The organism is Allorhodopirellula solitaria (assembly GCF_007859855.1).
GTDB classification, from domain to species: Bacteria; Planctomycetota; Planctomycetia; order Pirellulales; family Pirellulaceae; genus Rhodopirellula; species Rhodopirellula solitaria.
In genome coordinates, this window is record NZ_SJPK01000002.1 from 95,791 (window position 1) to 108,837 (window position 13,047).

Below are 13,047 nucleotides of genomic sequence, written 5' to 3' on the forward strand. Positions count from 1 at the left end.
CTCACCGTTACGTTTCCCAAATGGGCCTTACCGCCCGCTCCGTTCACCGCAGGTCCTTTCGTGGCAAGCAAATCCAAAATCGCCAAGGCGGCTCGCACGCCAAAGTTTTCCTCACGGAAAGAAAACCGCTGCAACTATTGTGGTCGTCCGCGGTCGGTCTATCGCAAATTCGGCTTGTGCCGGATCTGTTTTCGCCTAAATGCGAACATCGGGTTGATCCCCGGCGTGCGTAAGGCCAGTTGGTGAGATTGGAAACAGTAAAAGGGAACCCACAGCTATGATGACCGACCCCATTGCCGACATGCTCACACGAATCCGTAACGCGGTGCGTGTTGAACGGCCCTATGTTGATATTCCTGCCAGCCGCGTCAAACGCGGATTGGCCGACGTCCTGAAGCGAGAAGGCTTCATCTGGGACTGGAAAGAGGAAGACACTGAACCTGTCAAGACGCTGCGTCTGGAGCTGAAGTACGGCCCCAATGGCGAACGTGTGATTCAGACAATCAAGCGACTCAGCAAACCGGGACGCCGGATGTACTCACGCAGCAAAGAGCTGCGTCCCGTACTCGGCGGCCTCGGAATCCGAATCATCAGCACCAGCAAAGGTGTGGTGAGTGACCGGGAAGCTCGGCGCGATAAAATCGGCGGCGAAGTCCTCTGCGAAGTCTCCTGAGGCTCTGTCGTTCTACTTTTCAACACCTCGATTGATCGGGGTGATTCTCCCACATCCCTAGTTTGATCAAGCGAATCAGCCATGAGCCGCATCGGTAAAAAGCCCATTGCGATCCCTGCCGGCGTCACGATTGCAGTCAACGACCGCACCGTCAATGTAGAAGGCCCTAAAGGTAAGTTGACGTTCACGCATCGTCCTGAAGTCAGCATCAGCGTCGACTCCGATGCCAACGACGTCAGCGTCACGCGAGCTGACGACTCCCGCCCTTCACGAGAATTCCACGGCCTCACACGTGCCATCGTGGCCAACATGGTCGAGGGTGTGACGCAGGGTTACGAGAAGAAACTCGAAATCGTTGGGGTGGGTTACCTGGCGTCCATCAGTGGCGATACACTGCAGCTTCGAGTCGGTTTCGCCAACGAGCTGCACCGCAAGATCCCGGCTGATTTGACCGTGACCTGTCCCGATCAAACGCACGTTGTCGTGCAAGGCTGTGACAAACAGCGGGTAGGCCAGTTCGCTGCCGACATCCGCTCACTGCGCAAACCCGAACCATACAAGGGCAAGGGCGTTCGCTACCAGGGCGAATACGTCAAGATCAAGCCCGGCAAGTCCGCTACCAAATAATCATCACCATCGGTGTATTGTCATGGATAAAAACAAAAAGATTCAGTCGCGGCGACTTCGCCGTCGCCGTCACGTTCGAAACAAATTGCGTGGTGACTCCAACCAACCGCGTCTCTGCATCGAACGCTCCCTGAAGCACTTCGCTTGCCAGGTCGTCGATGACGAGCAGGGCAAGACGCTCGTTAGTGCGAGCACGCGTGACAAAAGCGTCCGTGATCAAGTGAAATCCGGTGGCAACTGTGACGCAGCGGCAATCGTTGGTAAGCTGGTCGCCGAACGGGCCGCCGAAGCCGGTATCAAGATCGCCCAACTCGATCGGGGTCACAACAAGTATCACGGTCGGGTTCGCGCCTTCGCCGATGCCGCTCGTGAAGCCGGACTCCAGTTCTAACCGTCACACCGCCTTTTTCACTCAATAAACCGCAGTCGGCCGCACTCCGCCCCTGCAAACCTTCCAGCAGATTATTTGCCAAAATGAGTAACGCACGCAGCAACAGACGCAAAAACGAAGAGCCAGCTTTGGAAAGCGGTCTGGTCGACCGGATCGTGAAAATCAAACGCTGTGCCGCTGTCGTCAAGGGCGGTCGTCGTTTCAGCTTTGCCGCCATGGTCGTCGTGGGCGATAGCAACGGAAGAGTCGGCTGGGGCTACGGCAAGGCCAATGAGGTCCCGCCAAGCGTTCAGAAAGCGACTAAGCAAGCGTCACGCAGCATGATTGAAGTGCCGCTGGTCGAAGGCAGTATCCCCCACCAAGTCTGGGGCCACTTCGGTGCCGCCAAGGTTGTTCTGATCCCAGCTGGAGCGGGTACCGGTATCATCGCCGGCCAAGCTGTCCGGGCTGTCTGCGAAGCCTGCGGCATCCACGATATCCTGACCAAGTCCTATGGAACGAACAATCCCGTGACCCTGGTCAAGGCCACCCTCGACGCCATGAGCAAACTGCGGACTCGCGAACAGATCGCTGCTCTACGTGGTCTGTCCCCCGAAGAGCTCATCGAGGCCTAAACCGCGAGACGAAAAGAGGCCCGCCTCTTTTCCGGATAGCTTCCATTCAATCAGAAGGATGTTGAGCGAGCGATTGTCTCAGCCCTCAGTCCTCCCCAACTCAGTACCGTTACTATGCAACTCAACGACGTCCATCGCGGAATTACCAAGCACCGCAATCGAAAACGTATCGGCCGCGGCCCCGGTAGCGGCACCGGCAAAACCTCCGGACGTGGACACAAGGGCCACAAGAGCCGTAGTGGTTACAGCCGCAAACCTAACTTCCAAGGCGGGGCGATGCCCATGTTCCGCCGGATTCCAAAACGCGGCTTCCATAACAAGTGGGCGGTTTCCGTCTTTGCTGTCAACGTCGAACGTCTCAATGAGATCTTCAACGACGGCGATACCGTTACCCTCGAGGCAATGGCCGCTAAGAACGTTGCGAAAGGCACGTTCGACGAGGTCAAGATTCTCGGCGATGGTGAGATCACCAAGAAGTTGACAGTGCGAGCGCACCGCTTCAGCAAGTCCGCCGAAGAGAAGATCACCGCTGCTGGCGGAACGATCGACAAGATCCCAGCGAAACGGACTCCCGATGAACGCGTCGCGGATCTGAAGAAGGAAAAGGCCTAAACGGCACCATCCGCGGTTCGCCGTCAGACCCCTGTGACTTCTGCTTGATCGACGTTGATCCATAGTGGGTCGCCTGGAAACTGTCGAACCTATTCAGCGGTTCCTACGTGCCAACCGCATTTTGTCGTGCGGCCCTGGCAGTCCAGGGCCCAGCGGCTGAGACGGATCAGCTCTGACTAACAACAATGCCTGCGTCCCGGCAATTGCCACTCTCAACGGTGGCGAACGCCTTCCCGGCTGATCCCGATTTCGTTTTCCAAAGCGCTCTCGTACTGATCCACGCCGATCGCTAGACTCTCCGGCTTGCTAAGCCCCCACTCACCCTCCAACGCTCGACGACGGACGGATCGATGTTCGAAAAGCTCCGAATCATTTTCTCGATTCCCGAACTCCGCAAGAAGATCTTGCTGACCATCGGGCTGCTTGCTGTTTACCGGATCGGATTTCACATTCCGCTGCCGATGATTGCCGCCAATCTCGAGGATGCCGCTGGTGGTGGCGCCTCCGATTTCCTGCAAAAGGTCAGCGTCTTTGCCGCCAGTGATTTGCGTCAAGCAACAATCTTTGGCCTTGGGATCATGCCATATATCTCGGCATCGATCATCTTCCAACTGCTCGGTAGCGTCTATAAGCCGCTCGAACAGCTGAAGAAGGAAGGTGAGGCCGGCCGTAAGAAGCTCAATGAGTACACCCGGTACCTGACGGTGTTGATCTGTCTCGTGCAGAGCTACATGTATCTCAAGTTCATGTTGATGGCGGGGGCCGACGGACAGAGCAATATCAACCCCAGCTTCATGAATGCAGATCAAGAACTGTATTTCGGTTGGCAGATCGTTGCCGTGCTCACCATGACCACGGGTACCGTGTTCCTGATGTGGTTGGGTGAGCAGATTGATGAGTACGGGATCGGCAACGGTATCAGCTTGCTCATCATGGCAGGCATCCTCGCTCAAATGCCGAAAGCTCTCTACGAGCTCGTCTTGGGAATGAAACCCGAACTGACTGGACTCGCCAAAGGGCAGGTCGGTATCGAAACTCTGATTATCCTCGTCGTGTTGTTCGTTGTGGTTGTTTTTGGGGTCGTGTTCATCACTCTCGGTCAACGCAAAATCCCCACGCAGTCAGCCAAGTTTACCCGCGGACGCCGAGTCTACGGCGGAACCCGCCAGTTCTTGCCACTGCGAATCAACCAAGCGGGCGTGATGCCCATCATTTTCGCCAGCAGCTTGTTGATGATCCCAGGCGTGTTCTTCAGCTTCCTGGCCGGCCGCTTTGACTCCTCGGGAACACTCTTCCGAGCACTCAACACGATGAGTCTGACGCTGAGTGACCAAACGTCATACTTCTTCAACCTGCTGTACGTCGCGTTGATTTTCTTCTTCTGCTACTTCTGGACGGCGATCACGTTCAATCCGAAGGAGATGAGTGATAACCTCAAGGAAAGCGGCACCTTTATCCCCGGCTATCGGCCAGGCCGCCGAACGACCGATTACCTCGAGAAGGTGATGGTCCGGATCACCTACGTCGGTGCAGCATTCCTCGGACTGATCGCCATCGTTCCCACGATCGTCTACGGCTCGCTCGGCGTGCCTTATTCGATCGCTGGCTTCTACGGGGGTACCGGTCTCCTGATTGCCGTCAGTGTGGCATTTGACTTGGTCCAGAAGATCGACAGTCACCTCGTGATGCGAAACTACCGCGGCCTGCTCGAAGGAGCCGGTGGCGGCACCTCCCCGGTAGTCTAGTTCTGCCAGCGGGGAATCCAGAATCGTGAAGATGGTCTTCATCGGTCCTCCCGGATCGGGCAAGGGCACCCAGTGCGAACGCTTGAGTAATCACTTCGGCGTTCCGCACATCAGCACCGGGGAGATGCTCCGCTCGCTCGACAGTGAAACGGGCCATGCGATTCATTCGAGTATTGATCGCGGCCATTTTGCGCCCGACGATTTCATCATGCAGATGATCGCGCAGCGTTTGCTCGCCGATGATTGCCAGCGAGGATACCTACTCGATGGGTTTCCCCGGACGCTCGTCCAGGCGCAAGCCTTCGATGCGATCTTGCATCAATGTTCGCAACAGCTCGACCATGTGATCCATTTGGTGGTCGACGTTGCCGAATTGGTCCAACGGCTCACCAAACGCTCGCAGTGCGGTCATCGCAGTGACGACTCTCCCGAGTTCATCCACGAGCGGTTCGAGCTCTACGAAGAGCGGACGGCACCCCTGCTAGCCCACTACGAGCAGCAAAGCCTAGTCCGGTCTGTCGATGGGATGCGGAGCGAAGACGCCGTGTTCGCCACCATCAACCAGTTCAGCTGCTAAGCAAGCGATGTGCAACGATGGGTAGTAGGGCCGGTTCCCACCGGCCACACCCACCTGGTCGAACTGAACCTCCCTGCGTTCCCGCACCTACCCGAAGCTCTTCACCAATAATGAGTTTAGCCACGAATCTTACGAATCGACACGAATCAAGAAGTGGATTCTATTCGTGTCCATTCGTGAAATTCGTGGCTAGTGGTTTGTGACGCCTTGATTTTAGGGTAGTGGACGAGGCGTCGAGTCCTCTTCATCCAGCAAATTGCGGAGGACTCGTTGCCTTGCCCACTCCAGCCGACCCTAATTCTTAGCGGTCCCAGGCCACTAGCTGATACTGGAACGCGTAGGGCCGGTTCCCACCTGTCGATTACCCACAAGTTTGCTCCCCCGTGTGCTTGTCAAACGCCGAAGCGACGTTTTCAAATTAGAAAACCGCGGTATCGACACACGTTCCCCTGTCAGCTTGTCTGACAGGAAACCAAGTCGATCTGCTGGCGTTTTCAATTCTCTCGAATCATTTCCATTTCATCCCCCGATCACGCCCCGACGTGGTCGCACTCCAGCGGTATCCCACCGATATTCGTTCGGCTGGGACTGGACCGGGCGACTTGGTGCGAGCTGGTGAGCGACTTTGGGGGTCTGTTCTGTTGCGTGGCGGGACATCCTGGACGCCTTGCTGTATCACTCATCGTGAGCTGCCGCAGCATCCGGAAGACCTTCGTCGACCAATCCATATCCAGCCCGACCCTCTGAAACGCGGTATTTCACGTCGTTCATGGTTGGTTGCGAATTGGTTTCCCAGAACTTCACGATCACGTCGTCAGGTAGATCTTTCGCGGACCGAAAAATCCGGAAACCCACACCACGCGACGGATCGTCGGTGTACCACCAGGGACTATTGGGGAAACACGGGTCAGTTTCTTTCCAAAGTTCATCGTCACTGGCAAAGCGTGCGGCACTTCGCAAATCCGGCGAACTCATTTCCCAGCTACCACCACGGACGACGCACCCGGCCGAGTCTTTGGGAAGCCGGACGGTGGTCGTCGCGTTGTGAAGATTTTCATCGACGATCCACTGGTAGCCATTCTCGGTATATTGGTTGACCGTCCATTCGGCAACGTTGCCGTGCATGTCGAACAAGCCGAATGGGTTGGGCTTCTTGGTACCCACGAGTCCTGGACCGTGGGCACTATTCTCGAAGTGCCATGCGTAGTCATCCATGTCGTCGTCGCTATCACCCCAACTGTACGCGGTATCCGTACCGCCACGCGCCGCGTATTCCCATTCCGCCTCAGTCGGAAGTCGGTATTGGATTCCCGATATTCGCGAGAGCCACTTTGTGAATTGTTGGGCTGCGTACTGGGTCATGGTGACGGCAGGTTGTCGCGACTCGTCGCCGAATTCAAACGTGAACGAGATATCGTAAAGCTCGGTAGGTGCGGTGACCGCGTCGGTGGAGTTCTGACCGTTGATTTCGCGCATTCCATTGGCCTCAAAGTTCTTGAAGACTGCGTACATACGCATGTATTCCTTGTACATGTCCCAACGTGTTTCGGTGCGTGCGACCCACATTGGATCCACTTTCAATTCCACAGTGGGACCTTCGGCCTTGCTACGTTCTTCGTTGTCTACGGGCGTTCCCATCGTGAACTCGCCACCGGGAACAGGGATCATCTCAAAGGTGATGTCCGTGCCTGGGATCTTCGCTGTGTAAGGAACCATGAACAGTCCGTTTTCCAGCTCAACACTGGGCCCCACGTCCGGTTTAGCCTCGGCAAGCCCAACGGCGAGCCTAGACGCGGTTTCGGCGCGGGACAGTGACGCTGGCGTCAACACCAGCGATGCGAGTACCAATGCGAACGAACAGTGAAACCCAAGATAGGCGAGACTCAAAAGACGCGAGCAGTTAGGCATCGTTCAACAACGTGGGGTGGGAGGTTGAGGCAAAAGCATCTGTTTTCGAAACGGCAAATCCTCGATGCATTCTAACCGATCGCTTCGCTGGGTTCGTCGCCAAGCCGTTCTTGCGCTCCGCCGTCTCGCATGATGAATAAGCGTCGAACTGGTTGAGGAACATGCGACGAGCTGCCAGTTAAGCACAAGTCTCCCGTGAGGGATGATAGAGAATAGCCGTAGGGTCAGCGCGGCGCCACCTACGGTGGTTCTCAAGACACCAGCTATTTTCTATCACGCTGTCGGCGTGTGACTAACACACGGGGGAGCTGACTTGTGGGGAATCGACAGCACCGGCCTGCGGCGCGATAGCTGAGTTTTACCCACGGTAGAAATCGATCCAGCGTAGCGTGATCTCCAACGGTTGTTCGGCGAGAAAAGCTGCCGGCAACCGAATTTCAATCCAGCCATCCTTCAACGGGATCTCAGCGGCCGGATCTCCCTTGGCATCGAATCGCTTGATCGGCATCCAGTACTCGCTCTCTTTGCCGAGCAAGATCTCTTCTTCGTCATTCTTCCAGCGGCGGATACGCGGTGTCGAGGGATAGCTCGATAGCGAGGCGTGAAGAGTGATATCACCGCCTGAGACTCGGAAGTCTTCGAGGGCCTTCAAGTGCAGTCGCAGGACAACACACTCGGGCCACGATGGACCGATCCGCCGGATCGTGGCGTCGCCGATCCCCTTAGCGCTTCGAATCGATATCTGCACACGATCGTCAGCCACAACGATCTTGGCAGTGTCCCGTTCTGACCTCAACTTCACCTCCACCCCAGGCTTCTCTTGGTCACCTGCGTTGGCGATTCCGCAATTCAAAAGAACGAGAGTGGCTGCCAATGCCGTCACAGTTTTCAATCGGTTCATGGTTGCTTCGTCGCGACGAGGAAACCGCGGTCGCCGATCGTCGGCTCGTAGGGATGAAAATCGAAACCGTGGGGAGCAAGGAAATCTTGATATTCCGTCACGCTGTAACATTTGCCTTGGGTGATGTTCATCAACAGCGACGAATACTCAGCAACGGGCAATGGCCCCGTTTTATCGGCGTTGATAATCGCGCCATGAATGATAATCAGGCCGCCCGGAGAAAGCGAATCTGCGGCACGATCGACAATCGATTGCGCCTCAGCGTTATCCCAATCGTGGAGCAGGTTCGATAGCAAAATCACATCAGCGTTCTCTGGCCAAGGATCCTGGAACATGTCTCCCGCAACGACATTGACCCGGTCACCCAGCCCCAGACGCTCGATCTCGCGGCGGGCAATGGCATCGACCGGCGCCTGTTCGAAAACAGTGGCGTGGAGTTGTTCGTGCCGAGCAACCATCGTGGTACTGTAAATCCCCGAACCACCGCCAATATCGAGAAGATACTTGTGATCCTGCAAATAGGGCGTCACTGCTTCGGCGAGCTTCTGACCGAAGGCGATGCCGCGGCAGTTCATCAATTCGGTGAAGCTATTGGCAAACGATTCGTCCTTCATCGACTCGTGCCAATCGGCCCCGCCCGACTTCGCCTGCCAATTCGCAGGCTTGCCCGTTTTCAAAATGGTGACGAAGTCCTTGAGAACGGGCGAATCTGCGATTGGCCGGTAATACGGACCTAAGAACCAAGGGCTATCGGTTGTTAAAAACTCCCGACCGACGTCGGTCAACCGATTGCCGCCTGCCTCATCGGTAACCACAAATCCGCTGGCCCGACAAAGTGTCATCAACACATCCGCAGGGCGTGTCTTCCACGCGTAGTGTTCGCAGATCTCGGCAAACGAGATCCCCTCGCGCTGCTGAAGAAAACTAAACAGATCGAACTCAAGAATCGCCGCCGCGATCAAGTCGGCAGCGTACTGGCGATCGCGAAAACGCAGGATCGTCGCGGGATCCGTCGTGGGTGACTCAGTCAGCTTGGCAATGGTCAATCGTGATTCTCTCGATAGCAGCGGGACAGACGAAACGTGATCCGCATTCTAGCGGATATCAGAGCGATGTGACCCGGTGGGTGGGCTCGGGGCGTCCTGGACGGAACGCTTCCATCTGCTCCACCTGTAACGCCGCTTCGTGCTGCTCTGCCATTTGCTCGAGCACATTTTCAACGAGCGGGCGAAGTAACTCCGGTGCTATGCAGACCCGTGCATTGACAACCACCTTGATCTCCGAAGCTGCGTTTTGGCTCGACACCGATAACATCGTGTCGGTGTCGCTACTGACCAAATTCGCAACACTGACATCGCGAGCCGAAGAACAGAGGATCTTCAGGTGAGCCGGCTCTGCATCAGCGACCAGCAACTCGCGACGAATCGACTCCACCAAACCAACGGCAAGATCGTCCAGCGAGAGCCCCTTGCCAGCGGCCAACGTCGCCGTCGCGTTGAGCCAGCCCAGTTCAGCTTCGCCGTCGGCGTACACGTCGTAATCGACCTCCATCAAGTGGTTACGTGACGCAGCAGATGCTCGCAATGCCTCAGAAACTCGATCGAGGTTCTCACCCGTGCGGGCGGAGATACCGATTACCTGCCGACCGGGATACTGCTCGTCGATATGATCGCGAAGCGTCTGCACCTGCTCGTCACTGAGTTCGTCGATCCGGTTGATCAGCACGAGTTCGGACTCTTCGAGTTGTTTTCGGAAGATGTACTCCGCCTTGGGTGAAAATCCAGCTTGGCCGCCGGAAAGAATCCGCAGAGCATGGCTGGGCTTGAGCACCACCGCATAGGGGCTGTGGTCAAACTGCGTGCCGAGGCGCTGCATCATCGGCAGAGCGATCGTGGCGACCAAATCGGTGCAACTCCCCACCGGTTCGGCGAGCACGACATCGGGTCGTTGACGCGTTTCGAACTCCGCCATCGCGTCGGTCAGCCCATTGAAATTACAACAGAAACAGGAACCCCCGACCTCGTTGACGTCCAACCCTTCGCTACGAAGCAATTCGGTATCAACCAACCCGGCGGCTTGGTCATTGGTGACGACGCACACGTGCTTCCCATCGGCCTGGAATTGACGCGCCAACTTCGATATCAGCGTGGTCTTCCCCGCACCGAGGAAGCCACCGATCATGATGAATTTCGTGGCATTGGGCATGTGTCGACACCTTAGTAAAGCGGAAAAGTTGAACCGGAACACGCAAATAACGCCCGGCCATCCTAACCATTCATTTCGACATACGCCAGAACGTCCGAATATCGATATTCCCCGGTGATGTTGTCATTCTCGATTCAGGATGAGGCCGCGTTGCCTTGACGCGACGACGTCAGGTACGTGTAACCCGCCAACGCCTGTTCATACGCGGCGACCGTCCGCCCCGCTTGCTGGTGGTTGATACGACCACTGTCGATCGCACTTTCGACGGCTTCCTGGATCGCTTCGACCAGCTCACGATCCTCGTACTGGACGTAGCTTAGAACTTCCGAAACGGTATCGCCTTTGACAATCGACCGGATCTTGGTGACACCGCCGTCGAGCTCCACGTGCACGGCATGGGTATCACCGAAGAGATTATGCAGGTCACCGAGGATTTCTTGGTAGGCTCCCACCATGAAAACAGCGAGTTGGTACGGTTCATCGCTACGCAGCGGATGCAGCATCAGTGTTGGCGTCCGGTGCCCATCCCCGACGAAGGAGTCGATTTTCCCATCGCTATCACAGGTGATATCACCGAGTACCGCGTGCCGGGTCGGCCGCTCGAGCAAGCGGTGGATCGGCATGATCGGAAACAACTGATCGATCGCCCATGAATCCGGCATCGATTGGAACAAAGAAAAGTTAGCGAAGTAGATATCTGACAACATGCGATTGAGATCGCATAGATCCTCGGGAATTTCATCGAGCTGCGCCGCGAGATCGCGAGCGCGATGACAAATCGCGAAGTACAGCGATTCGGCAGCCACGCGCTGCTCTAGCGGCAGGTAGCCACCGCTGAACAGATTCATGCATAGGTCGAGGGCCACCTGAGCATCATGAAATGTCTCCAGCATATTGCTGGGAGTCATCAACCTGTATTGCTCCCAGAGATCATGGACGGGTTTCTCAAAATGCTCCGGCGGACCGTCTGGTTCATCGTTGCGAAGTTGTTGCCGGCGGACTTCTTCGCTCGGTCGGCCATCCCCCAGATTATTATCGTCACCGACAACTGCGGCTTCGGCAACTTTCGCAGCCTGTTCCTGCTCCGCGGGAACGCGTGCCCAACTCGGCAGACTTGCTTGCCCCTGCGAAGTCACCCCGAGAGTCTCCATGACCAACACACTGTGTTGAGCCGCAACCGCGCGGCCACTCTCGGAGATCAGTTGGGGGTGCGGCACGTCTGCCTCATCACAGACACTCTGCACGTGATAAACGACATCGTTGGCGTACTCTTGAATCGTATAGTTCATACTCGACTCATTGTCGGATTGCGAACCATCGTAATCCACGCCGAGCCCGCCTCCGACATCGAGGTACCCCAACGCGGCCCCGCGTTTCTTAAGGTCGGCATAAATACGTGCGGCTTCCAAGATGGCAGACTTCAACTGCCGAATATTGCCGATCTGACTACCAACGTGAAAATGCAGTAACTGAAAACAATCGCCCATCTCCATCTCGATGAGACGATCGAGCTGGGCGAGCACTTCGGCAACAGTCAATCCGAACTTGCTCCGGTACCCACCGCTGGCCTGCCATCGGCCGCTGCCGCGTGTCGCCAACTTCACTCGCATTCCAAAGGTCGGACGCACGCCGACCTCCTCGGCTATCCTGAGAATCAAATCGAGCTCGCTGACTTTCTCGACAACCGGCATCACTGTCCGTCCGAGCCGCTGAGCATGCAATGCCAAGCGAATGAACTCCTCATCCTTGAATCCATTACAGATGATCGGTAGATCGAGCGTTCCCATCGCGACGGCAGCGAGCAACTCCGGTTTACTACCCGCCTCGATCCCAAAACCGAGCTTAGAACCCTCGCTAACAATCTGCTGAACCACCTCTCGCTGTTGATTCACCTTGATCGGAAAGACACATCGATACTGACTGGCATAGTCGTGATCGTCGATCGCCTTCTGGAAACAATCTGCCAAGCGATGCAGCCGGTCTCGGAGAATCCCGTTGAACCGGATCAGAATCGGCAACTCCAGCCCACGGTCGACCAAGCGGTCAACGAGTGATTTCAGATCAATCGCCCCGGTTTGGTTCGGGTCCGGTGACACCCGCACCGTGCCCTCCTCGGAAATTGAAAAATACCCGTCCCCCCATCGCTCGATCCCGTACATCGCCGCAGCATCCTCACGCGTCCAGGCATCGCCTCGCGGAGCATCGTCTCGCTCAGAAGCGTCTCGTACGGAATCTTTCGTCGCCAAGGGTTCGTTCATACGTTTCCAATCCAGGGTGCAAGTTTCCAGCATCTGCCCCCGTTTGGTTCCCCATCGGGCGGCATCTCATTATCCACGAGCCGCCGAGAACCGGCAACGCCGCTACCGGCGTCCTCATGAATCCTCACAAGTTGTCCTACGCCGAAGGCGCTTTTAGAAAAGGTTCTTCTCGGAATTTAGTGGCAATCATTCAGGATGCGGGATTTTTCGAGGATCGGTCTCGGCACTCAGTAGCTTGCCACCGGAATGTTCCAGGGCGACGATGACTCGGTTGGCGTTGAGATCGAGGTCAACGTCGACGACTTTCCATTCGTCGCTGAGCGCAAGAAGTCGTCGGTAGTGTTGGTTGAGATCTTTCATCCCAACAAAATACAGACTCAATGCGTTTCAAGCGATTCAGGCACTAAATTCCCCGAAGACCCTAAAAAATAGCCCGTTGAGCGGAGCGAACACCACCGGATACGACGCCAAGAATCTCTTCACGAGCTCTCAACATCATGCTGGACGAATAAAAAACCTCCCCCGCCGCGATGCAG

14 protein-coding genes are annotated in these 13,047 nt (G+C 56.3%); 8 read left to right on the top strand and 6 right to left on the bottom strand.

Annotation, left to right across the window (positions count from 1 at the left end; genetic code table 11):
* Window positions 1-60 precede the first annotated feature (60 nt).
* The 8 genes from CA85_RS03800 to CA85_RS03835 all read left to right on the top strand — a co-directional run bounded on the left by CA85_RS03800 (window position 61) and on the right by CA85_RS03835 (window position 5,239).
* Window positions 61-246 (top strand): type Z 30S ribosomal protein S14, encoded by a 186-nt coding sequence (locus tag CA85_RS03800; protein ID WP_146389996.1) that lies wholly within the window; start codon window positions 61-63, stop codon window positions 244-246.
* A gap of 31 nt (window positions 247-277) precedes the next feature.
* Window positions 278-673: a 30S ribosomal protein S8 gene (rpsH, locus tag CA85_RS03805; RefSeq protein WP_146389997.1), complete on the top strand. Its 396-nt coding sequence runs from the start codon at window positions 278-280 to the stop codon at window positions 671-673.
* An 81-nt stretch (window positions 674-754) separates the two neighbouring features.
* A complete protein-coding gene (rplF, locus tag CA85_RS03810) occupies window positions 755-1,300 on the top strand; it encodes a 50S ribosomal protein L6 (protein WP_146389998.1) in 546 nt (181 codons plus the stop codon).
* 22 nt (window positions 1,301-1,322) lie between these two features.
* The gene (gene rplR / locus CA85_RS03815; RefSeq protein ID WP_146389999.1) at window positions 1,323-1,691 is read left to right on the top strand and encodes a 50S ribosomal protein L18; all 369 of its coding nucleotides are present in this window, start codon (window positions 1,323-1,325) and stop codon (window positions 1,689-1,691) included.
* Window positions 1,692-1,774: 83 nt separating this feature from the next.
* On the top strand, window positions 1,775-2,305 hold the full coding sequence (gene rpsE / locus CA85_RS03820) for a 30S ribosomal protein S5 (protein WP_146390000.1): 531 nt from the start codon (window positions 1,775-1,777) through the stop codon (window positions 2,303-2,305).
* 114 nt (window positions 2,306-2,419) lie between these two features.
* Window positions 2,420-2,917: a 50S ribosomal protein L15 gene (gene rplO / locus CA85_RS03825; RefSeq protein ID WP_146390001.1), complete on the top strand. Its 498-nt coding sequence runs from the start codon at window positions 2,420-2,422 to the stop codon at window positions 2,915-2,917.
* A gap of 350 nt (window positions 2,918-3,267) precedes the next feature.
* Entirely contained in the window at window positions 3,268-4,662 is a 1,395-nt protein-coding gene (gene secY, locus CA85_RS03830; protein ID WP_146390002.1) for a preprotein translocase subunit SecY, read from the top strand.
* Window positions 4,663-4,693: 31 nt separating this feature from the next.
* The gene (locus CA85_RS03835) at window positions 4,694-5,239 is read left to right on the top strand and encodes an adenylate kinase (RefSeq protein WP_246112550.1); all 546 of its coding nucleotides are present in this window, start codon (window positions 4,694-4,696) and stop codon (window positions 5,237-5,239) included.
* A gap of 675 nt (window positions 5,240-5,914) precedes the next feature.
* Here the strand turns inward: CA85_RS03835 and CA85_RS03840 are convergent.
* The 6 genes from CA85_RS03840 to CA85_RS03865 all read right to left on the bottom strand — a co-directional run bounded on the left by CA85_RS03840 (window position 5,915) and on the right by CA85_RS03865 (window position 12,892).
* A complete protein-coding gene (locus CA85_RS03840) occupies window positions 5,915-7,147 on the bottom strand; it encodes a formylglycine-generating enzyme family protein (protein ID WP_146390004.1) in 1,233 nt (410 codons plus the stop codon).
* Between the two features lie 358 nt (window positions 7,148-7,505).
* On the bottom strand, window positions 7,506-8,048 hold the full coding sequence (locus CA85_RS03845) for a hypothetical protein (RefSeq protein ID WP_146390005.1): 543 nt from the start codon (window positions 8,046-8,048) through the stop codon (window positions 7,506-7,508).
* A complete protein-coding gene (locus tag CA85_RS03850; protein WP_146390006.1) occupies window positions 8,045-9,094 on the bottom strand; it encodes a methyltransferase in 1,050 nt (349 codons plus the stop codon). The genes CA85_RS03845 and CA85_RS03850 overlap by 4 nt, the downstream gene beginning before the upstream one ends.
* A gap of 58 nt (window positions 9,095-9,152) precedes the next feature.
* Window positions 9,153-10,253 (bottom strand): CobW-like GTP-binding protein, encoded by a 1,101-nt coding sequence (locus tag CA85_RS03855; RefSeq protein WP_246112478.1) that lies wholly within the window; start codon window positions 10,251-10,253, stop codon window positions 9,153-9,155.
* 134 nt (window positions 10,254-10,387) lie between these two features.
* Window positions 10,388-12,412, bottom strand: a complete 2,025-nt coding sequence (speA, locus tag CA85_RS03860; RefSeq protein ID WP_246112551.1) for a biosynthetic arginine decarboxylase — start codon at window positions 12,410-12,412, stop codon at window positions 10,388-10,390.
* Between the two features lie 285 nt (window positions 12,413-12,697).
* Window positions 12,698-12,892, bottom strand: coding sequence for a hypothetical protein (locus tag CA85_RS03865; protein WP_146390008.1), 195 nt, complete (start codon window positions 12,890-12,892; stop codon window positions 12,698-12,700).
* Window positions 12,893-13,047 lie beyond the last annotated feature (155 nt).